This window comes from Allobosea sp. Root381 (assembly GCF_001429395.1).
In the GTDB taxonomy this organism is placed as follows: domain Bacteria; phylum Pseudomonadota; class Alphaproteobacteria; order Rhizobiales; family Beijerinckiaceae; genus Allobosea.
In genome coordinates, this window is sequence record NZ_LMJT01000001.1 from 490,633 (window position 1) to 510,427 (window position 19,795).

At 69.1% G+C, this 19,795-nt stretch carries 22 protein-coding genes; 15 read left to right on the plus strand and 7 right to left on the minus strand.

What is annotated here, in order from left to right; all coding sequences use genetic code 11:
* The first annotated feature begins 6 nt into the window (after window positions 1-6).
* Genes ASE63_RS02325 through lpxK form a run of 3 tightly spaced genes read left to right on the plus strand, consistent with a single transcriptional unit; the run spans window position 7 to window position 3,076 of the window.
* Entirely contained in the window at window positions 7-747 is a 741-nt protein-coding gene (locus ASE63_RS02325; protein WP_056795817.1) for a lysophospholipid acyltransferase family protein, read from the plus strand.
* Window positions 744-2,048 (plus strand): 3-deoxy-D-manno-octulosonic acid transferase, encoded by a 1,305-nt coding sequence (locus tag ASE63_RS02330; protein ID WP_056795818.1) that lies wholly within the window; start codon window positions 744-746, stop codon window positions 2,046-2,048. Before ASE63_RS02325 ends, ASE63_RS02330 begins: the two co-directional genes overlap by 4 nt.
* Window positions 2,048-3,076: a tetraacyldisaccharide 4'-kinase gene (lpxK, locus tag ASE63_RS02335; protein ID WP_056795820.1), complete on the plus strand. Its 1,029-nt coding sequence runs from the start codon at window positions 2,048-2,050 to the stop codon at window positions 3,074-3,076. Before ASE63_RS02330 ends, lpxK begins: the two co-directional genes overlap by 1 nt.
* Here the strand turns inward: lpxK and ASE63_RS02340 are convergent.
* A complete protein-coding gene (locus tag ASE63_RS02340; protein ID WP_056795822.1) occupies window positions 3,044-3,265 on the minus strand; it encodes a DUF2093 domain-containing protein in 222 nt (73 codons plus the stop codon). The genes lpxK and ASE63_RS02340 overlap by 33 nt on opposite strands.
* A gap of 56 nt (window positions 3,266-3,321) precedes the next feature.
* Here ASE63_RS02340 and ASE63_RS02345 point away from each other — a divergent pair, with 56 nt between their 5' ends.
* Window positions 3,322-4,227: a dienelactone hydrolase family protein gene (locus tag ASE63_RS02345; protein WP_244491241.1), complete on the plus strand. Its 906-nt coding sequence runs from the start codon at window positions 3,322-3,324 to the stop codon at window positions 4,225-4,227.
* 150 nt (window positions 4,228-4,377) lie between these two features.
* Here ASE63_RS02345 and xseA read toward each other — a convergent pair whose 3' ends face one another.
* Entirely contained in the window at window positions 4,378-5,967 is a 1,590-nt protein-coding gene (xseA, locus tag ASE63_RS02350; RefSeq protein WP_056795826.1) for an exodeoxyribonuclease VII large subunit, read from the minus strand.
* A 229-nt stretch (window positions 5,968-6,196) separates the two neighbouring features.
* Between xseA and purD the strand changes: the two genes are divergently transcribed.
* The 5 genes from purD to ASE63_RS02375 all read left to right on the plus strand — a co-directional run bounded on the left by purD (window position 6,197) and on the right by ASE63_RS02375 (window position 10,479).
* Complete coding sequence (purD, locus tag ASE63_RS02355; protein WP_056796586.1) at window positions 6,197-7,480, plus strand: phosphoribosylamine--glycine ligase; 1,284 nt, start codon at window positions 6,197-6,199, stop codon at window positions 7,478-7,480.
* Between the two features lie 58 nt (window positions 7,481-7,538).
* Entirely contained in the window at window positions 7,539-7,742 is a 204-nt protein-coding gene (locus tag ASE63_RS27660) for a type II toxin-antitoxin system VapB family antitoxin (protein WP_162261703.1), read from the plus strand.
* On the plus strand, window positions 7,739-8,653 hold the full coding sequence (locus ASE63_RS02365) for an alpha/beta hydrolase (RefSeq protein WP_056795831.1): 915 nt from the start codon (window positions 7,739-7,741) through the stop codon (window positions 8,651-8,653). Before ASE63_RS27660 ends, ASE63_RS02365 begins: the two co-directional genes overlap by 4 nt.
* 203 nt (window positions 8,654-8,856) lie before the next feature.
* The gene (locus ASE63_RS02370) at window positions 8,857-9,582 is read left to right on the plus strand and encodes a haloacid dehalogenase type II (RefSeq protein WP_056796591.1); all 726 of its coding nucleotides are present in this window, start codon (window positions 8,857-8,859) and stop codon (window positions 9,580-9,582) included.
* A 24-nt stretch (window positions 9,583-9,606) separates the two neighbouring features.
* The gene (locus ASE63_RS02375; RefSeq protein ID WP_056795835.1) at window positions 9,607-10,479 is read left to right on the plus strand and encodes a patatin-like phospholipase family protein; all 873 of its coding nucleotides are present in this window, start codon (window positions 9,607-9,609) and stop codon (window positions 10,477-10,479) included.
* Here the strand turns inward: ASE63_RS02375 and ASE63_RS02380 are convergent.
* Window positions 10,439-11,182 carry a helix-turn-helix transcriptional regulator gene (locus ASE63_RS02380; protein ID WP_082609574.1) on the minus strand — a complete coding sequence of 248 codons (744 nt, stop codon included), beginning with the start codon at window positions 11,180-11,182 and terminating at the stop codon, window positions 10,439-10,441. The genes ASE63_RS02375 and ASE63_RS02380 overlap by 41 nt on opposite strands.
* Before the next feature lie 289 nt (window positions 11,183-11,471).
* Between ASE63_RS02380 and ASE63_RS02390 the strand changes: the two genes are divergently transcribed.
* Entirely contained in the window at window positions 11,472-12,215 is a 744-nt protein-coding gene (locus ASE63_RS02390; protein ID WP_056795840.1) for a sulfite exporter TauE/SafE family protein, read from the plus strand.
* A 21-nt stretch (window positions 12,216-12,236) separates the two neighbouring features.
* Here the strand turns inward: ASE63_RS02390 and ASE63_RS02395 are convergent, their stop codons facing one another.
* Window positions 12,237-12,941 carry a DUF882 domain-containing protein gene (locus tag ASE63_RS02395; protein WP_156410146.1) on the minus strand — a complete coding sequence of 235 codons (705 nt, stop codon included), beginning with the start codon at window positions 12,939-12,941 and terminating at the stop codon, window positions 12,237-12,239.
* Window positions 12,942-13,016: 75 nt separating this feature from the next.
* On the minus strand, window positions 13,017-13,397 hold the full coding sequence (locus ASE63_RS02400; RefSeq protein ID WP_244491242.1) for a hypothetical protein: 381 nt from the start codon (window positions 13,395-13,397) through the stop codon (window positions 13,017-13,019).
* A 279-nt stretch (window positions 13,398-13,676) separates the two neighbouring features.
* Here ASE63_RS02400 and ASE63_RS02405 point away from each other — a divergent pair, with 279 nt between their 5' ends.
* Complete coding sequence (locus ASE63_RS02405; RefSeq protein ID WP_056795849.1) at window positions 13,677-14,048, plus strand: hypothetical protein; 372 nt, start codon at window positions 13,677-13,679, stop codon at window positions 14,046-14,048.
* 103 nt (window positions 14,049-14,151) lie between these two features.
* Here the strand turns inward: ASE63_RS02405 and ASE63_RS02410 are convergent, their stop codons facing one another.
* Window positions 14,152-14,580, minus strand: a complete 429-nt coding sequence (locus ASE63_RS02410; protein ID WP_082609630.1) for a nucleoside deaminase — start codon at window positions 14,578-14,580, stop codon at window positions 14,152-14,154.
* Between the two features lie 196 nt (window positions 14,581-14,776).
* Between ASE63_RS02410 and ASE63_RS02415 the strand changes: the two genes are divergently transcribed.
* Both ASE63_RS02415 and rsmD read left to right on the plus strand, forming a co-directional pair.
* The gene (locus ASE63_RS02415; RefSeq protein WP_082609576.1) at window positions 14,777-16,933 is read left to right on the plus strand and encodes a pseudouridine synthase; all 2,157 of its coding nucleotides are present in this window, start codon (window positions 14,777-14,779) and stop codon (window positions 16,931-16,933) included.
* A gap of 10 nt (window positions 16,934-16,943) precedes the next feature.
* Window positions 16,944-17,504, plus strand: coding sequence for a 16S rRNA (guanine(966)-N(2))-methyltransferase RsmD (gene rsmD, locus ASE63_RS02420; protein ID WP_056795855.1), 561 nt, complete (start codon window positions 16,944-16,946; stop codon window positions 17,502-17,504).
* Window positions 17,505-17,723: 219 nt separating this feature from the next.
* Here the strand turns inward: rsmD and ASE63_RS02425 are convergent, their stop codons facing one another.
* Window positions 17,724-17,969, minus strand: a complete 246-nt coding sequence (locus ASE63_RS02425; protein ID WP_056795858.1) for a hypothetical protein — start codon at window positions 17,967-17,969, stop codon at window positions 17,724-17,726.
* A 512-nt stretch (window positions 17,970-18,481) separates the two neighbouring features.
* Between ASE63_RS02425 and ASE63_RS02435 the strand changes: the two genes are divergently transcribed.
* Complete coding sequence (locus tag ASE63_RS02435) at window positions 18,482-18,799, plus strand: multidrug efflux SMR transporter (RefSeq protein ID WP_056795864.1); 318 nt, start codon at window positions 18,482-18,484, stop codon at window positions 18,797-18,799.
* Between the two features lie 182 nt (window positions 18,800-18,981).
* Window positions 18,982-19,725: a F0F1 ATP synthase subunit A gene (locus ASE63_RS02440; RefSeq protein ID WP_056795866.1), complete on the plus strand. Its 744-nt coding sequence runs from the start codon at window positions 18,982-18,984 to the stop codon at window positions 19,723-19,725.
* Window positions 19,726-19,795 lie beyond the last annotated feature (70 nt).

The window sequence follows — 19,795 nt, forward strand, 5'->3', positions numbered from 1 at the left end:
AGCTCCATGGGCTTTTCGCTCCTCAAGACGCGCGCGGCGCAGGAAACGCTGGGCCGGCTCCTCGCCGGCTACCTCCGCCTCGTGCAGCGGACGAACCGTTTCGTGGTCGAGCCGGCCGACATCTATGAGCGCGTCCGCCCAGAGCTGCCGCTGATCATCGCGATGTGGCACGGCCAGCACATCATGATCCCGTTCTCGCGACCGGACTGGATGCCGGCGTGCTCGCTGGTCTCGCGCCATGGCGACGGCGGCTTCAACGCGGTGGCGCTGCGCGAGCTCGGCATCGGCGCGATCCGCGGCTCGGGTGCGCTCGGCAAGAAGATCCGCGAGAAGGGCGGCGCCAGCGCCTTCCTCGCCATGGTCAGGCGGCTCGCCGCGGGCGAGACGATGGTGCTGACCGCCGACATTCCCAAGCGCGCCCGCATCGCCGGGCCGGGCATCATCCAGCTCGCGCGCGCCTCGGGCCGCCCGGTACATCCGATCGCGGTGGTGACGAGCCGGCGCATCGACTTCAAGAGCTGGGACCGGGCCTCGATCGGGCTGCCCTTCGGCCGCGGCGCGATCGTGGTCGGCGAGGCGATCCACGTCGCGCGCGAGGCCGACGAGGCGACCTGCGAGGCGGCGCGGCTGGCGCTCGAGGCCGGGCTCGACGCCGTGCATGCCCGCGCTTATGCGCTGGTCGGCGCCCAGGATCCCGGTGCTGGACTTCGGGAGGCCCAGATCGCTCGCGCGGGAGTCGCGGCATGAGCGGCAAGGGCGCGATCCTCACAGGCTACAGGCTGCTGACCGGCCTGCTCGAACCGGCGGCGGCCGGCCTGCTGGTCTGGCGGCGGCGGCGCGGCAAGGAGGACCCGACGCGTTTCGCCGAGCGCCGCGGCTATCCCGGCGTCAGGCGTCCCAATCGCTCGCTGGTCTGGCTGCATGGCGCGAGCGTTGGCGAGACGGTGACCCTGCTGCCGCTGATCGCGAAACTGCAGAAGCGCGGCTTCGCCGTGCTCGTGACCTCGGGCACCGTGACCTCGGCCGGGCTGCTCGCGGCGCGGCTGCCGGCCGGCGTGATCCACCAGTACCTTCCGCTGGACGTGCCACGCTACATGCGCCGCTTCCTCGACTACTGGCGCCCGGATCTCGGGCTGATCTGCGAATCGGAGATCTGGCCAAATCTGCTGATCGAGGCGAAGCGCCGCGACGTGCCGCTGGTGCAGGTCAATGCCCGGATGTCGGAGCGCTCCTTCGCGCGCTGGTACAAGGCGCCGCAGACCTCGCGCTACCTGCTCTCCTGCTTCGAATCCTGCCTCGCGCAGTCGCAGGGCGACGCGGAGCGGCTGGCACAGCTCGGCGCGCCGCGCGTCAGCGTCGCCGGCAATCTCAAATTCGACGTGCCGGCGCCTCCCGCCGATGCCGATACGCTGGCGATCCTCGACGGCCTGACCACGGGCCGGCCGGTCTGGGTCGCGGCCAGCACGCATCCGGGCGAGGAAGAGCAGGTCATCGCCGCCCATCTCGGGATCAAGCCCTACCTGCCGAAGCTCCTGACCATCATCGCCCCGCGCCATCCGCAGCGCGGCATCGAGATCGAGGCGCTGGCGCAGGCCAACGGCATCGCCGTGGCGCGGCGCGCCGCGGGCCAGCTGCCGGAGCGCGACACCGAGCTCTACATCGCCGATACGGTGGGCGAGCTCGGCCTGCTCTATCGCCTCTCGCAGGTGGCCTATCTCGGCGGCTCGCTGGTGCCGCTGATCGGCGGCCACAACCCGATCGAGCCGGCAAAGCTCGGCTGTGCGCTGCTGCACGGGCCTTTCGTCCACAACAATGCCGAGATCTTCGCTGCCTTCGACCAGGATGGCGGCGCGCGCGAGGTCGCCGATGCGCAGGGGCTCGCCGGCGCGGTGCATCGCTGGCTCAGCGACCCGGCGAGCGCCCGGCAGGCGGCCCGCACCGCGGCCCAGACCAGCGCCGAGCTCGGCGGCGCCCTGAACCGGACGATCCAGGCGATCGAACCGCTGCTCATGCGCATCGCGCTCGGCCAGCGCGACGCCGCATCCTGATGCGCGCCCCGGGCTTCTGGTGGCGGCCGCCGGGCGCCCTCGCCCGGCTCCTCTCTCCGCTCGGACGGCTCTATGGCGCGATCACGCTGCAGCGGATGCGTCGCGCCGGCACCGACGCCGGCATCCCGGTGATCTGCGTCGGCAATTTCGTCGCGGGCGGCGCCGGCAAGACCCCGACCTCGATCGCGCTCGCGGCCATGCTGGCACGGCACGGTGAGACGCCCTTCGTGCTGATGCGCGGCTATGGCGGTTCGCTCGCCGGGCCGGTCGAAGTCGATGCCGCCTATCACGCCGCCCATGCCGTCGGCGACGAGCCGCTGCTGATGGCACGCCATGCCCGCACCGTCGTGGCGCGGGACCGTGTCGCGGGGGCCTCGCTGGCGCGGGCGCTCGGCGCGAGCGTGATCGTCATGGATGACGGGCTGCAGAATCCCGCTCTGGCCAAGCGGCTGCGGCTCGCGGTGGTCGACGGGGCGGGCGGCGCCGGCAACGGGTATTGCCTGCCGGCGGGCCCGCTGCGCGCGCCGCTGGCCGGCCAGCTGGCGCAGACGGATGCGGTGCTCGTCATCGGCGCCGGCGCGGCCGGAGAAGAGGTCGCCGCAGCCGCCACGGAAGCGGGGGTCGCGACGCTGACGGCACGACTACAACCCTCGCCGGAGGCCAAGGCGCGCCTGTCAGAGCAGGCCGTCCTGGCGGTCTCGGGAATCGGCCGGCCGGAGAAATTCGCCGACACCTTGCGGCAGGCCGACGCCCGCATCGTCGCAGAGCGCGCCTTCCCCGATCATCACCCCTATACGGCAGAGGATGTCGCGGCGCTGGTGGCGCAGGCCAGCGAGCTGGACTGCCTGATCGCGACGACGGAGAAGGACATGGTGAAGCTCGGGCCGCTCTGGCCTCATGCCGAGCGCCACCGGCTGCTGCCCGTGCCGGTCACGTTGGTCTTCGACGAACCGGGGCGGATCGAGGCGATGGCAGCAGAGGCCTTATCGGGACGCTCAGGCCCGACCGGCGCGGCGCAACCGCAATAACGCGGCCTCGGGCGAGGCATAGGGTTCCTGCCAGTCGACCGACCAGTAACGCAGGTCTTCGAGCCGGATCGGCGACCCGGTGACGGCGCAGCGCACGAAGGCGCCCGGCCGCACGACGCGAAACTCGCCATGGCCGTAATCGAGCGCGGCTTCGGGGCCGGGCAAAGGGGGGCGTTCGCTGATATTCATGACGATCTGTCTAGCACATTGATCGCGGTGCGCATTATCGGGATAATCAGTCTTCCGTGATAGCGTCCCAGCCGATGATGTCCAGCCTGACACGCCTCGCCGGGGCCCTTCTGGGGCTCGCGGTCGCGACGAGCGCTGCCCTGGCCGGCGGCTTCGAGCGCGTGCGCGTCCCGAGCTACGACGCCGATCTCGATGCGGTCCTCTATCTGCCCCAGGGCCAGGGGCCGTTTCCGGCCGTCGTCGCGCTGCATGGTTGCGGCGGCCTGTGGCGCGACAATGGCAAGCTCTCGGCCCGGCATTCCGACTGGGGAGAGCGGCTGGCGCGCGCTGGCTTCGCCGTCCTGATGCCGGACAGCTACGGTTCGCGCCGGCTCGGCTCGCAGTGCGGCGTGCGGGAACTGCCCGTCCGGGCCAGCCGCGAGCGCGTCGCCGACGCCGCCGCCGCACGCAACTGGCTGCAATCGCGCGCCGACATCCGACCGGACAGGATCGCGCTGCTCGGCTGGTCCGGCGGGGGCTCGACGGTCCTGGCGGCCGTCCGCAAGGACCGCCGCCCGGCCGATGCGAAGCCCGACTTCGCGCGCGGCATCGCCTTCTATCCCGGCTGCCGGTCACAGTCGGAATCGACGAGTTTCGCGGCACGCCTGCCGCTGATGATCCTGATGGGCGACGCCGACGACTGGACCCCGCCGGCGCCCTGCGACCACCTCACCAAGGCGGCGAACGCCCGCGGCGAGAAGGTCGATCTGGTGATCTATCCCGGCGCGCTGCATGATTTCGACCATCCGCGCCTCGAGGTGAAGGAACGCAGCGACATCGCCTATTCCGCCACAGGAACCGGCAAGGCGACGGTCGGGACCAATCCGGCGGCGCGCGACGACGCGATCCAGCGCGTGACGGCCTTCCTCAAAGCGCCTGAGCCCTTGTCCAGCGCGCCCTTCGCTTCATCCCCGGTTCGATAACTGACTCGAAACTCCGGCGCTTGTCCTGCGAGGTAGAGCAATAATGGGGTTCTTTTGGACAGATTGAACATCAGACAAAAAGCGCCGTCATCCCGGACGACCCCGCGCTGCAACTTGAAATTCCACGGGTAGAAGCGACCAGGGCGTCGCTCAGAACAGATCGCCCTGCCCGCCCTTGGGGCTTTCCCGCCGCAGCGGCCGTGCGGGGCGCGCCGGGGTACTGCCGTCTCCCGCAGCCATGACGCCGAAGCGCCCATCGCTGACCTGCACGCTCAGCGCCTGCCCCGGCCGCACCTGGCCGACGCCACGGACCAGCGCGCCGGCCTCGTCACGCACCAGCGCATAGCCGCGCGCCAGGACGGCATCGGGCCCGAGCGAGGCGAGGAGCGAGGCGGAAGAGCGCAGACGCTCGCGCCGGCGCGCCAGATTCTGCGCGAAGGCGCGTTGCAGCCTGTCTTCGAGACCGAGAAGACGCTCGCCGCGCTGGACCAGATCGCGCGAAAGCGCACGCGCGGCGCGCTGGTCGAGGTCCGCGATACGCTCGAAGGCCCGGCCGACCCGCTCGCGCTGGGCACGCAGCAGGGCATCCCTGCCCGCCCGCAGGCGCTTCGACAGACCGTCCAGCCTGGCCGCGAAACCGGCGAGCCGCGCCACCGGCGACTGCCGGGCGAGCCGTTGTGCGACCAGCCCCAATTGCTGCTCATGGACGCGCGCATTGCGCGCCAGAGCCGGTGCCAGGCGCGTGGCCGCGAGATCGAGCCGCTGGCGCGGCCCGGAGAGCACGGCTTCCGGCCCCGGCAGCGCCCGGGCGAGCGCGCGCAGATCGCTGCGGCGACGGTCGGAGAGGCGGCGCATCGCCCCGCCTTGCCGGCGCGACAGGTCCGCTACGAAGGCCATCAGCTCGGCCCGCACCGGCACGACCTTTTCGGCCGCCCCCGTCGGCGTCGGCGCGCGCAGGTCGGATGCATGGTCGATGAGCGTAACGTCGGTCTCGTGACCGACGGCCGAAACCAGCGGGATCAGCGATGCGGCGGCGGCGCGCACCACCGCCTCCTCGTTGAAGCCCATCAGGTCTTCCAGGGAGCCGCCGCCGCGCGCCACGATGATGACGTCCGGCCGCGGGATGCGCCCGCCCTCGGGCAGGCCATTGAAGCCGGCGATGGCATTGGCGACCTCGGCCGCGCTGGTCTCGCCCTGCACGCGCACCGGCCAGACCAGGACATGGCGCGGGAAACGGTCTTCCAGACGGTGCAGGATGTCGCGGATCACCGCGCCGGTCGGCGAGGTGACGACGCCGATGACGCGCGGCAGATAGGGGATGGGCCGCTTGCGCTCGACCGCGAACAGCCCCTCGGCCGCCAGCCGATTGCGGCGCTCTTCCAGCAGCGCCATCAGCGCGCCTATACCGGCTGGCTCGAGCGAGTCGATGATGATCTGGTAGCTCGACTTGCCGGCGAAGGTCGTGATCTTGCCGGTGGCGATGACCTCCAGCCCCTCCTGGGGCCTCGTCTTCAGGCGGCCGAAGACGCCCTTCCAGATCACCGCGTCGATCTTGGCGTTGGTGTCCTTCAGCGAGAAATAGACATGGCCGGAGCCGACCGGCCCGCGATAGCCGGAGATCTCGCCGCGCACCCGCACGAAGCCGAAAGCGTCCTCCAGCGTGCGCTTGAGCGCGCCCGAGAGGTCCGAGACCGACCATTCCGGAACATTGCCGGAAGGCTTCTGCGATTCGCTGTCCATTGCCGGACCATAGCGGGGGCGACACGCGGGCAGAAGCGTTGCCGTGGGCATCATCGGCGGCTATTGCCGCTATCAGAACGCAGCTCTAGGACCGATGCGGGTCGTCCCGGACGGAGCGAAGCGGAGATCCGGGATCCATTCCAGAACGGTTCAGGCATGGATCCCGGGTCTCCCTCCGGTCGCCCCGGATGACAGCCGTGGACGGATGTCCGCACGCGAGGAGACGACGATGAACATCCTTCTGATCGGATCGGGCGGCCGCGAGCATGCCTTGGCCTGGGCGATCTCCGGCTCGCCGCTCTGCGACCGGCTCTTCATCGCGCCCGGCAATCCCGGTACGGCGCAATGCGGCGAGAACGTCGTGCTCGACATCGCCGACCACAAGGCCGTGGCTGATTTCTGCAAGCTGCAGCGCATCGACCTCGTCGTGGTCGGGCCGGAGGGACCGCTCGTCGCGGGCATCGCCGACGACCTCGCTGCAGCCGGCATCAAGGTCTTCGGTCCATCGAAGGCGGCTGCCCAGCTCGAAGGCTCGAAGGCCTTCACCAAGGAGCTCTGCGCCGAGTTCGCCATCCCGACCGCCGGCTTCGGCCGCTTCCGGGATGCCGCCGCCGCCAAGGCCTATGTCGCCGCCCAAGGCGCGCCGATCGTGATCAAGGCCGACGGGCTCGCCGCCGGCAAGGGCGTGGTCATGGCCGAGACGCTCGAAGAGGCGAACGAGGCGATCGAGATGATGTTCGGCGGCGGGCTGGGTGCCGCCGGCGCCGAGGTCGTGATCGAGGAATGGATGATCGGCGAGGAGGCGAGCTTCTTCGCGCTCTGCGACGGCACGCATGCGCTGGCGCTGGCCTCGGCGCAGGACCACAAGCGCGTCGGCGACGGCGATACCGGCCCCAATACCGGCGGCATGGGCGCCTATTCGCCCGCCCCCGTGATGACCAAGGCGCTGGAAGAGCAGGTCATGGCCGAGATCGTGCGACCGACGCTGGCGGGCATGGCCAAGCGCGGCACGCCGTTCAAGGGCGTGCTCTTCGCCGGGCTGATGATCACGGCGCAGGGGCCGAAGCTGATCGAATACAATGTCCGCTTCGGCGATCCCGAATGCGAGGTGCTGATGCCGCGGCTGAAGAGCGACATCGTGCCGGCGCTGCTCGCTTCCTGCGACGGCGTGCTCGACACCTTCGATCTGCGCTGGTCGGACGAGACGGCGCTGACCGTGGTGCTCGCCGCCAAGGGCTATCCCGGCAAGCCGGAAACCGGCACGGTCATCAAGGGCATCGAGCAGGCCGAGGCGCAGGACGACGTGCTCGTCTTCCATGCCGGCACGAAGCAGGACGCCACGGGCGCAATCCTCAGCCATGGCGGGCGGGTGCTGAATGTCGTGGCGACCGCGAAGTCGGTGAGCGAGGCACAGGCCAAGGCGTATCGGGGCGTCGACGCGATCGATTGGCCCGGCGGTTTCTGCCGCCGCGACATCGGCTGGCAGGCGGTCAAGCGCGAGCGCGAAAGCTGACAAGTCAGCGGCCGTCATAGTAGCTTTCGAGCGAGAGGGTGTGCTTGGGAGCCTTTCCGTGACCTTTGAAATCGACGACGCGGAAACCGAAGCGCTCATCAGAGAGCTTTCGGCGCGAATGGGCGAGCCTATCGACACTGCAATCAAGATCGCGGCGGAGGAACGGCTCCAGCGACTAATCGCCGATACCCAACGAACGGACCGCACGACCGCGAATCCGGTCGATCCGGACGCTCGGTCGAATAAGGCCCGGTCGACATGAGCAATCTCGACAGCCTGTTCCCTGGCTTCAAGGCGCATTGGATCGACGGGCCCGTCGGCAAAATCTTCGCGCGCGTCGGCGGCGAGGGGCCGCCGGTCGTGCTGATTCACGGCTTCCCGCAGACCCATGCCGAATGGCACAGGATCGCCGGCGAGCTGGCGAAGACGCATACCGTCGTCTGCCCGGACCTGCGCGGCTATGGCTGGTCGGCGGCGCCGCATGGCGATGGCGGCCGCGAGACCTATACCAAGCGCGGCATGGGCGAGGACGTCGTCGCCGCGATGCAGGCACTCGGGCATCTGCGCTTTGCCGTGGTCGGGCATGACCGCGGCGCGCGCGTCGCCTACCGGCTGGCGCTGGACCATCCCGGCCGCGTCGAGAAGCTCGCCTTGCTCGACATCATCCCGACGGTTTCGATGTGGGAGGGCATGAGCGCGGCGCGCGCGATGCAGGTCTATCACTGGACCTTCCTCGCCCAGCCCGAGCCTGTCCCGGAGAACCTGATCAAGGCCGATCCGCTCGGCTGGCTCGACCACACCATCGCGAGCTGGACGCGGGCGAAGTCGCTCGACCTGTTCGACGCGCTGGCGCTGCGATCCTATGGCGAATCCTTCAACGATCCGGCTCGCATCCATGCGGCTTGCGAGGATTATCGCGCCGGCGCGACCACCGATGTCGCGCATGACAAGGCCGATCTCGCGGCGGGCAACCGCATCCTCTGCCCGGTCCTGATCCTCTGGGGCGAGGCCGGCATCCCGGCCAAGGAGGCGAGCCCGCTGGAGATCTGGCGGGCGACATTCGCCCCGCAGGCCGAAGGTCAGGCGATCGAGAGCGGCCATTTCCTGCCCGAGGAGAACCCGGCGGCGACGCTCGAGGCGCTGATCCCGTTCTTGTCGGATAGAACTGCGTAGAAGATGGCACCATCCGGACATGATGGTCATTCCGGGGCAGGCCGCAGGCCCGAGCCCGGAACCCATGAACATTGCCGCACCGAAACGAGGCTCCGCAGCCGTCGATCTTTTCCGGCCAGTTCAGCGGTTATGGGTTCCGGGCTCATTGCTGCGCAATGCCCCGGAATGACGCCGAGCCGAGCCCGATCGAACCGGAGACCATGATGAAGCTCACCGATTTCAACACTCTGACCTTCGACTGCTACGGCACGCTGATCGACTGGGAGAGCGGCATGGTCGCGGCGCTTTCGCCGCTGGTCGGGAAGGTGGGGCGGCCGCTCGGCCGCAACGCGGTGCTCGAGGCCCATGCCCGGCATGAATCGGCGCAGCAGCGCCACACGCCGACCAAGCGCTACAGCGAGCTGCTCGCGATCGTCTACAAGCGCCTCGCGGAAGAATGGGAGGTTCCGGCCGCCTGGGAGGAATGCCTTGCCTATGGCCGTTCCATCGGAGACTGGCCGGCCTTTCCCGACACGCAGGCCGCGCTGCAGCTGCTGAAACGGCACTACAAGCTCGTCATCCTCTCCAATGTCGACAACGAATCCTTCGCGCTCAGCAACCGCCGGCTCGGCGTGACCTTCGACGCGATCTACACGGCCGAGGACATCGGCAGCTACAAGCCGGCCGCGGCGAATTTCGACTACATGCTGGAGGCGCTGGCGGCGCGCGGCATCGGCAAGGGCGACATCCTCTACACCGCCGAGAGCCTGTTCCACGATCACAAGCCGGCGAATGCCGCCGGCCTCGCCTCCTGCTGGATCCATCGCCGCCATGCCGACGAAGGTTTTGGCGCAACGATGAATCCCGGCACGATGCCGCGCCATGATTTCCGCTTCAAAAGCCTCGGCGAGATGGCGCAGGCCGTGCAGACGGAAAGCGACGCGGGTTAGAGCGCAGCAACGGGGAGGCGCAGGATGGCGCAAGCGAGCGCAGGCTCCGCTGCCCTTCCCGGCGGCACCACACCCGAACTCGTCCTGGTGCTCGGCGCCGGTGGCGCGCGGGGCTTGAGCCATATCCCCGTGCTGGAGGCGCTCGACGAAATGGGCGTGCGGCCGGCGTTCATCGCCGGCTGCTCGATGGGGGCGATCATCGGCGCCGCCTATGCCGCCGGCCTCTCCGGCCGCGACCTGCACGAGCATACGATCGGACTTTTCCGCGACCGGGCGCGGGCGATCGCGCGGCTGCTCGATGCCCGCATCGGCAAGCTCGCCGATCTGGTGCGAGGCCTGGGCAACCCCGTGCTGATCGACGGCGAGCGCCTGCTCGACCTGTTCTGGCCCGAGGCCGTGCCCGACCGTTTCGAGGAGCTCGCCATCCCCTTCACGGCGATTGCGACCGACTATCACCTGCATGCCGAGGTCACGCTCGGCCGCGGGCCGCTGACGCCTGCCGTCGCCGCCTCGCTCGCCATACCAGGGCTGGTGCGCCCCGTGATGGTCGAAGGCCGCGTGCTGATCGACGGCGCTGCGCTCGATCCCCTGCCCTATGAGCGACTGATGCGGCCCGGCCGCATCGTCATGGCGGTCGATACCAGCGCTCCCGCAGCCGGCGACGAGACCCGCATTCCCGGCGCGCTGGAGGCAATCGTCGGCGTCAGCCATATCCGATCCCGCTCGATCGTCCAGCGCATGATCGAGCGGCGGCCGCCCGACATCCTGATCCGCGCCGGGATGGACGGCGTCGGCCTGCTCGACTTCTTCAAGGCGAAGGCGATCCTCGCCGCCGCCGCTCCCGTCAAGGACGAGGTCAAGCGAAAGCTGGCGCAGGCGCTGGAACGGCAGGGCTGAGCAGCTCCGGCGCATCGCAGCGGAAGCCCGGCAGCGCCTTCGCGAGCACCGCCCTGCCCTCTTCCGTCAACGTCACCGCACGGCTGTCCTTGCGGCGCAGGACCCAGCCCATCTCGAAGCAGCGGCAGGCCAGGGCGGCCGCGAGCGAGCCGGCGAGATGCGGCCGGCGCTCGCTCCAGTCGAGGCAGGGCCGCAAGCCGGCGCGACGCCCGGTCTTCCGCGCTGGATCGATGCCGAGTTCGCCGAAGATCGCCGCGCCCGAGCCAGTCAGGCCGTAGCCGCCATCGGCGATATTCAGATGCCCGCCCGCGACGAGCGCGTCATGGATGCCGATGCCGAGCCGCCCGGCGAAATGGTCGTAGCAGGTCCGGGCCCGGCTCAATTCCTCGCCGACGCGCGAAGGCAGCCGCCGCCGAGCCGTGTCGCCGCCGGCCAGGACCATCAGCCCTTCCAGCGCCTGGGCGACCTCGGCGCCGGCCAAGCGGTAATAGCGGTGGCGGCCCTGGAGCGCGACCGCGAGCAGGCCGCCCTGCATCAGCTTGGCGAGATGCCCGCTCGCGGTCTGCGGCGCGACGCCGGCGAGAAAGGCGAGTTCCTTGGCCGTCAGCGCCCGGCCGTCCATCAGCGCGTGCAGCATATTGGCGCGTGCGGGATCGCCCATCAGATGCGCGATCTCGGCAAGATAAGGTCCGTTCGTGCTCATAGTGCGTTTGCTTTCACAGCGGGTGCCAGCTTCGCCGTCGCAGATCCGCTTAGTCCTCCTCCTGAGGACCGATCTGGAAGATTGCGTCTCCAAGGATGCTTCAGAAAGCTACCAAGACATCTGGGGCATCCTTCGAGACGCCGCGATGCGGCTCCTCAGGATGAGCACTGAGGGGACGTGAGCCTCTGTCATCTTGCTCCGGTACGGCGCGAACGCAAGCGACAACACTACGGTCTCCGCCGTAGCATCACACCACGACATTGCGCGCCGGCAATGCCAGAACCAACCCATGAACGACGCGGATCTCATCCTCTTCATCGCCGCCACCTTCCTGCTGGCCGGCTTCGTCAAGGGCGTCATCGGGCTCGGGCTGCCGACCATCGCGGTCGGCATTCTCGGCGTGGTGATGGCTCCGGCCCAGGCGGCGGCGCTGCTGGTCGTGCCCAACCTGATCACCAATGGCTGGCAGATCGCGGCCGGGCCGCGGCTGAAGGCGATGCTGATCCGCCTCTGGCCGATGCTCGCCGGCATCTGCGCGGGCACCTGGGCCGGCGCCGGCTTGCTCGAGCAGCAGAAGAACGGCTCGGCCACGCTCTGGCTGGGCATCGCGCTGGTGCTCTACGCGCTCGTAGGGCTCAAGGCGGCGAAGCTGCGCGTCCCGACAGGAGCGGAGATCTGGCTGGCGCCGCTGATCGGCATCGCGACGGGCATCGCGACCGCCGCCACAGGCGTCTTCGTGCTACCTGCGGTGCCCTATCTGCAGGCGCTCGGGCTCGACAAGGACGAGCTGGTGCAGGCGCTCGGGATATCCTTCATCGTCTCGACGCTGGCCCTCTCGATCGGACTGGTCGGAGCCGGAGCGCTCGACATGCAGGTGGCGTGGAATTCGCTGCTGGCGCTCGCCCCGGCTCTGGCGGGGATGGCGGCCGGCACCGCTGTCCGCAGCCGCATCTCGGCGGCGGCGTTCAAGCTCTGCTTCTTCGCCGGGTTGCTGGCGCTCGGCGGCTATCTGGTGCTGCGGGCGGCGAGCTGAGCCCGGCGCCCGCGCTCGGCCTCAGCGGTTATAGGCGTAGCGGCGCTTGGCGCGCTTGTGCCCGTACCAGGAGATCTGCAGATCGCCGACATCGACATGGACGAGACCGTTCGAATACGTGCCGACACCGCCGATATTGTCGAGCGTCTTGGCGACGGCGGCGGCCTTGCGCGGCGTCGTGGCGAGCGGGCGGAAATCGATCGCCTTGCCGCTATAATGCTGGGACCGCTTGGCGTGGCGCCCGCCGCAGGTCGAGGTGATCTGGATGGGTCCGATCCTGTCGGTGAGATCCTTGATCATTGCGATCGTTTCGGGCTTGAGGCAGCCCAGCCCCTTGACCTGAGGCTGAAAGGAAACCTGCTTGATAGGGGAATCCGCATAGGCAAGAACAGGCAAGAAGGCCGACAGGGCCACGACCGCAACAATACAACGCATTACTAACCTGACGATATGGGGAAAATTGGAAGGCTCAAGCCACCATCTCGTGGTCTGGCTGAGCAGTTCTCCGGCCGGATAGACTGACCGCAAGGCAAAATGAAGGCACCGTCCCGACAGATGATCTGCCTCAATAGCCATGACGCCCCCCGTGCTTGGATGCTCCAGCTGAAATACGGTCTCCAGATTGTTCGGAAATTCTGCCGCTCCCGCGCGGCTGAGGTTGAATGCGGGAGAACTGTCCGGCACCTCAAAATCGACGCGCGCCCTATCGGACGCGCGTCGATCCAACTCATTGTTTCGGCATCGGATTCATCCGATGCTCCAGCTGCGCCGGACGGCGAGCGGCGTCAGCCAGTCTTCTCGTCAGCCGGCCTTCTTGGCGACGATGGTCAGTTCGCCCTTGTCGTCGATCTGGGCGATCAGGATGTCGCGCGACGTGAAGCCCTTGGCTTCCAGCGCCGATTTCGCATCGGGCGCGCCATCGATTGCCTTGCGCAGCCGCTCGAGCTGATCCGCGGTGCGGGTCGCCAGCAGCTGGTTGATCTGGTCCTTGGTCTCGGCCGGCAGCTCGTCGAGATCGACCACGCTCACGCTCTTGATCGCCGGCGCAGCCCCGGGAGACTGGGGCACCGTCGCGGGCGCTTCGGGTTTCGATGCGGGAGGCGGCGCCGTGGGTGCCTGGGCGTTCGCAGCACCGGTGATGAGGAGAGCGGCTCCGGCGGCCGCCAGCGTGATCATGCGCATGGCGCTTCCTTCCATCGATTGCAGTGATGCTGCCGATTGAAACGCGCGAATGGGTCGGGAAGCCGAGGCGGATTTGGCCATTCCGTGACGATATCGTGCCCCTAATACGTCGCCACGCAGCGATGGGACGCCCGGAAAATGGCAATGCGATGGCCGATCCCGGCGCTTTTTCTGGACTGGTTTCACCAGCTGCTAACCGCGATCCGTGTGAAGCCCTGAGGCCGGAACGACCGCGTGCTAGGCTCCGGTTGTGTCGTGAAAACCGTCGCGGGAGCGTGGATGGTCGACGAGGTCCAACAATATCTCACATCCGAGATCGAGACGCTCCGCAGCGAGGCCTTCCGTGCGGGAGCCCTCAACGCGAAGGCACTTGGGCGCAGCGCCGAGCTGCATCTCGGGAACGTCCTGCGTTTCGTCGCCATCTCGCCGGAACTGGAAGAGGCGACGTTCCTGGCGGTCTCGCATATCGCGATCTTCGCGCGCGCGCTCTACGGTCAGGCCGAGATCCGCGAAATCGAGCAGGCGCGGCGCAATGCGCTGCTGGCGATCGATACCCTGGCCGTCATCCTCGCCAGTGCTAAGCGAAGCGGCGTGGCGAACTTCGACGGGCATCAGAGCCTGCTTGCGGCGGAGACCCGGGCGGGGGCGTGAGGATCGCCTCGGCCCGCTTGTTCAGCGAGAACCGCAACGTCATCCCGGACAAGCTGCGAAGCAGCGCGGATTCGGATGACGGCGCGATTGGAGAATGCTTGTCCTAGCGCCGCCCCTGGAAGAAGCTGCGCAGGAGCGCCGCCGCCTCGCTTTCGCGCAGGCCGCCATAGACCTCGGGCGCGTGGTGGCAGGTCGGGCTCGCATAGAGCCTGACGCCGTTCTCGACGGCGCCGCCCTTGGGGTCGCTCGCGCCGAAATAGAGCCTGCGGATGCGGGCGAAGGAGATCGCGGCCGCGCACATCGGGCAGGGTTCGAGCGTGACATGGAGATCGCAGCCGGTCAGCCGCTCGGAGCCGATCGCCTCGCAGGCCAGCCGCAGCGCCAGCATCTCGGCATGGGCCGTCGGGTCCTTGAACTCCAGCGTACGGTTGCCGGCGCTCGCGAGGACCGTGCCGTCGCGCGTCACCACCGCGCCGACCGGCACCTCGCCGCGATCAGCCGCGGCGCGCGCCTCGTCGAAGGCGAGTGCCATCGGGTCGAGCGGCTTGGCGTCGATCTGCTTGGCGTCGGGCGCAGGTGATGGGCGCGGCTGCGGCATGAAGTCTTCCGTTTTGGCGCTCGCAGGCGCCGGGGCGCTCTGCTACAAGCGCCGGCTATACCAAGAATTCGAGCCTGTCCCATTCGCGAAAGTGTTCGGCACTTCCCGCGCGGCACGCTCAGGAGCGGTCATGAGCGACGACAACAACCAGAAAAGCCGCGGCCCGCGCAAGGGCGGCGGCACCGGCGGCCGTGGCGGCGGGCGCGATGGCGGCGGTTTCGGCAAGGGCCCGCGTGCCGGCGCCCCGGCGAGCGGCGAGCGCAAGCCGTTCAGGGGCCGCAGCGAGAGCGCCGAGCGCCCTGCCCGCAGCTTCGACAAGCCCGAGCGCGCCCGAGCGCCCTTCCGCGACCGCGCCGGCGGCGAGCGCCCTCCCCGCGAGGGCGGCACGGAGCGGCCGTTCCGGCCCCGGCCCGAGGGCGAGCGTAGTTCGAGCAGGCCTACCCGCGAAGGCGGCGAGAGGCCGTTTCGCGCCCGCCCGGACGGCGAGCGCAGTTCGAGCCGGCCGCCGCGCGAGGGTTTTGCGCCGCGTGGCGAGCGTTCCGGCGGAAAATCCTTCGACAAACCGCGCTTCGACCGGCCCCGCTCCGATCGGCCCGAGCGCCCCCGGCGGCCCCGCGAGGAGGCGCCCGTCTCCGATGCCAAGCTGCTGCCCTCGCTGATCCAGGAGCCGGAGCGCATCGCCAAGGTGATGGCGCGCGCCGGCGTCGCCTCACGCCGCGATTGCGAGGCGATGATCGCGGAAGGCCGCGTCGTCGTGAACGGCAAGGTGCTGGAGAGCCCGGCTCTCGATATCGGCCCGGACGATGTCGTGCTGGTCGATGGCGAGCCCTTGCCGGCGCGCGAGCGCACGCGGATGTGGCTCTACCATAAGCCGCGCGGCCTGGTGACGACCAACCACGACCCGGAAGGCCGGCCGACCGTGTTCGAGACGCTACCGGAGGACCTGCCGCGCGTGCTCTCGATCGGGCGACTCGACATCAACACCGAGGGCCTGCTGCTGCTGACCAATGACGGCGGGCTGGCGCGGATGCTCGAGCTGCCGGAAACCGGCTGGCTGCGGCGCTACCGCGTGCGTGCCTTCGGCTCGATCACGCAGGACAAGCTCGATACGCTGCGCGACGGCGTCACCATCGACGGGGTCCATTACGGCCCGGTTGTGGCACGCTTCGAGCGCCAGCAGGGCTCGAACACCTGGCTGACCGTCGATCTGCGCGAGGGCAAGAACCGCGAGGTCAAGACGGTGCTCGAGCATCTCGGCCTCGACGTGAACCGGCTGATCCGGGTCTCGTTCGGGCCGTTCCAGCTCGGCGACCTGCCCGAGGGCGAGGCCGACGAGATTCGCTCGCGCGTGATCCGCGACCAGCTCGGCGAGGAGCTGATCGCGAAAGCCGGCGTCGATCTCGAGGCGCCGCGTCGCGACGAGCTGCCGGCCGCCCCGCCAAGGCCGCGCGCGCCGAGCGGCGACGACCGGCCACGCCGGCGCGAGGCGGGCGACCGCGACGGCAAGCCCGAGCGCGAGCGCTGGCAGAGCGACGCGGTTCGCACGCCCTCGCTCGACGACCGCAGCGACAAGCCGTGGAAGCGCACCGTCTGGCGTGACGAGGAGGCGCAGCCGCAGCGCGAGCGCAAGGCGCCGCCGCGCCGCGGCTCCGATCCCAAGCTGGAGCGCCAGACGCGCGAGGCCACCGGCGAGATCGTGCGCCGGCGGGACAAGGCGATCGAGGATCCCAACGGCCGCCGCGTGCTGGTCGAACGCGTCAGCACTTCGGCGCGCGAGGAGCGGCCGGCCCGCGAGGGCGTCGATCCGAAGCGCAGGCCCGACCGGCTGCCGCGCAGCGAGCGCGGCGCCGCCGAGGGACGTCCAGCCCGGATGCAGGAGCGCAGCGGCAGTGAACGCCCCGAGCGCGGGCCACGCCACGACAGGCCCGGGAGCGACCGGCCCGAGCGCGGGCCACGCGAGGGCGGCGAGCGGCCTCCCCGCCGCTTCAGCGAGCGGCCCGGCGAAGAGCGCGGCGGTGACAGGCGGCCTGGCGGGCGCAGCTTCGGCGACAAGCCGGGCGGAGCCGGCAAGAGCTATGCCGCGCGCTCCAGCGAACGGCCTGCGGGACGCAGCAGCACGGGCGAGCGCAGCGGGAAACCGTTCGGCGGCAAGCCATCGGGTGGCCGGCCGTTCGGTGGAAAGCCCGGCGGAGGCAAGCCTTTCGGTGGCAAGCCCGGCGGCGGAGGGCGTCCGGGTGGCGGCCGTCCCGGCGGGGGCGGCTCTCGCCCCGGCGGCAAGCGTGGCTGAGAGCTAGCCGATGCGGATTGTCGGCGGGCGCTTTGGCGGGCGGGCGCTCGCCAGCCCGAAACCGGGGGTCGGGAGCATCCGCCCGACCTCGGATCGCTTGCGCGAATCCCTCTTCAACGTGCTGGCGCATGCCTATGACGACCCGCTCGACGGCGCGCGCGTGCTCGACCTCTTCGCCGGCACCGGCGCGATGGCCTTCGAGGCGCTGTCGCGCGGCGCCTCCTTCGCGCTGCTGGTCGATGACGGCGCCGAGGCGCGCGGGCTGATCCGCGAGAACCAGACGACGCTCGGCCTCGCCGGCCACAGTCGCGTCTTCCGGCGCGACGCGACGAAGCTCGGGCCGATCAGCGGCATGGCGCCCTTCGAGGTGGTGTTCTGCGACCCGCCCTATCGCAGGGGGCTGGGCGAGAAGTCGCTGGCCTCCGCCCGCGACGGCGGCTGGCTCGCGCCCGGCGCGCTGGTGATACTGGAAGAGGCGGCGGACGCCGAAATCACCCTGCCCGACGGCTTCGAGGAGTTGGAGCGGCGGGCCTATGGCGAGACGGTGGTGGTGGTGCTGCGGGTGGTGTGAGGGTGGCGAGCGAGAGCCGGGGCCGACAGCGGCCGTCATCGGTCGCTTGGAAAGTCCGCGCAACGACTGAAATCTGGTCTGTTCGGCGATGCTCGCCCGAAGCCTCCGACCTGGGAAAAGCCCGCCGCTGGATGGCGACGGGCCTCTGCGCTGATGGTTGGGACTTCACGAATTTGAAGCTGCTTCGTCAGCCCTGGACGGCAGCAATATCGCGCCCTGCTATCTGCTGCTTTCGACGACGCGGCAGCTATCGCCCCCATGCCCACGGCAAAAGTTCAGAGCCGCCCTGCGCGCTTCGGCGACATCCGCCTTGCCATACGCATAGCCGCAACCCTTGGTCTTGCCCTTGGCAAAAGCCTTCGAGCCTTTGGATCCGGCGTAGACGTCGTAGCCCTTGATGCACCCTGCGCCCATGCCGGCCGGTTGAGCCAGCGCGGGCGCTGCAATCAGCAGGAGCGCAATCACGCTCGACGGTCGAAGTAGTTTCATAGTAGCCCCCCGGCTCTGCACTGGTCGTTATCGACGATAGCTCATTATCTGACGTAAGCGGCGATGCAAGAGGCCTGCAGAAAATGCCGGATCACGTTAGGATACTCCTGAGTATCGGCAGGTTTGGTGCGCCGTGTGTCAAGCTGACGCGCTCTTTCACAAAGACAGGATGCTCGCAGACGGGGTGCCACAGATCGACTTCATGCAGTCCGCCAAGGCCTCGGTCAGCCGGTTCGTCGAGGTGATCGAGGAGCGCGGCCCCCCGTTCTGCTGGAGAAAGCTGACGCCGGACGCAGCACGAGAACCGCGTCTGCCGCACTCACATTGATCTCTGAGATGCCCGAAAACGAAACTCCCGCAGATGCGACCTTTCGCCTGCCCCTTGATCTCCTCGCCCCTCTCCTCCATCTTTCCCCTCGCGAGGACGACCTCCCCATTTCGGGTCGACATGCCGGGACGGCCCGGCTTTGCCCAATGGGGTAAAAGTCATGGCTTGGGTCTATCTGCTTGCCGCAGGCGCTCTCGAAATCGTCTGGGCCTTTTCGATGAAGCAATCGGACGGGTTCACGAAGCTGACTCCGTCCGCCATCACCATCGTGACGATGATCGGCAGCTTCGCGCTGCTGGCGCTCGCCATGCGCAGCCTGCCGCTTGGCACCGCCTATACGATCTGGACCGGCATCGGTGCGGTCGGCGCCTTCACGGTCGGTGTCCTGTTTCTCGGCGAGGCGCTGACGCCCATGCGGATGATCGCCGCACTGTTGATCGTCTCCGGCCTGGTAATGATGAAGATCTCGGCGCACTAAAATTCGACGCATTTTCTTCACGCGAACCGGTAGCCACTTCGCTTGAAAATGCTCCCACCTCTTGCCGCGGCGCCCGGCGGTTGCTAGTGCGGGCGCGCCGCGGGACGACCCGTGGCCCCAGACGCAAAGGGGACGGCCCCACGCCCTGCATCCGCAGGGCGTAGCTCCAAGCGGAGTGGGCCATGGCGAACCCGACCGACCAGTTCCTCGTCAAGACGATCGTGCCGATCCAGATCGGCGGCATCGATCTCAGCTTCACCAATTCGGCACTGATGATGGCGGCGGCGACGCTGACCATCGCCGGCGGACTGTCGCTCGCGCTGAGCCGCGCCGCGATCGTTCCCGGCCGCAGCCAGGCCCTGGCCGAGATGCTCTACGAGTTCGTCGCCCGTACGGTGACCGATTCGACCGGGCGCGAGGGCATGCGCTTCCTGCCCTTCGTCTTCTCGCTCTTCAGCTTCGTGCTCGTGCTGAACCTGTTCGGCATGATCCCCGGCGCCTTCACCGTGACGAGCCAGATCGTCGTGACCTTCGCGCTGGCGCTACTCGTGATGGCGGTGGTGATCGCGACCGGCATCGTCCGCCACGGCGTCGGCTTCCTGAGGCTGTTCGTGCCCGATGTCCCGGCGTCGCTGCTGCCTTTCATCGTGCTGATCGAGATCGTCTCGTTCCTGTCACGCCCGATCAGCCTGAGCCTGCGCCTGTTCGCCAATCTCCTCGGCGGGCACATCGCGCTGAAGGTCTTCGGCAGCTTCGTCGTCGGGCTGACCGGCGCGGGTCTCGGCTATTCGCTGCTGGCGCCGCTGCCGCTGATCATGGCGGTGGCGCTCACCGCCTTCGAGTTCATGGTGGCGGCGCTGCAGGCTTATATCTTCGCGGTGCTGACCTGCATCTATCTCAACGACGCGCTGCATCCCCACCACTGACGGCGGCGAACCTCAGCGGAGACGCGCCGCTCCCGCATCGGCCTCGCGCCGAAATGGCATGACGCGGCAG